We start from the raw sequence: 537 nt of genomic DNA, 5'->3' as shown, positions 1-537 counted from the left end.
GGTAACCAGTCCGCGGGTGCTAACACTATGCGCTAAGCCATTGAGGCGATTATTCGAGGTTTGCGTCGTCTTAGCAGAATTAGCCATCAGCGCTTCACCCTTAGGTGCCGGCGCTTGTTCAGTCGCCTGAGTTGACTTAGGTGTATTGGCATTGGCTTGAGCGCCGGTATTGGCCTCCGTGTTGGTACCACTTTTGGTTTCAGATGATGTTTGGGTTTGCTCGGTTGAATGCGCCGCTTGACCGTTGATGTCAGCATTGACGTTAACCGAGGCTTGCACGTCGACACTGGCACTTTGGCTAAATGCAGCAGTTGAAATCAGGGTGCAGGCGGTAAAAAGTAATGTGCGCTTAAACATGGGGGTTTCCCTTTTTTGGTTGATTCACTGAAATAACGACGCAGCCAGCGCTTTATTCCCAAAAAAAGTAAATACCTTTCATCTGCAAACAACTGGCACAAACAACCCGCCACTCGTTCCAGCCAAAACAGCCATCCCTACACCATTCAACGCTTGGGTTTTTTCAGAAGCCACTTGCAC

The 537-nt window shown here is 49.5% G+C and carries 1 protein-coding gene; it reads right to left on the bottom strand.

Going from position 1 to position 537, the window contains the following annotated elements; genetic code table 11:
- Positions 1 to 357 (bottom strand): hypothetical protein (locus tag ACFQEU_RS17890; protein ID WP_379784352.1); only part of this gene is annotated, 357 nt, incomplete at its 3' end.
- Positions 358 to 537 lie beyond the last annotated feature (180 nt).

The sequence above is a fragment of the Halorubrum tibetense genome (assembly GCF_042661865.1).
Taxonomy (GTDB): domain Archaea; phylum Halobacteriota; class Halobacteria; order Halobacteriales; family Haloferacaceae; genus Halorubrum; species Halorubrum tibetense.
Note: the sequence above shows the minus strand (reverse complement) of the source record. Positions and strands in the feature narration are given on the sequence as shown.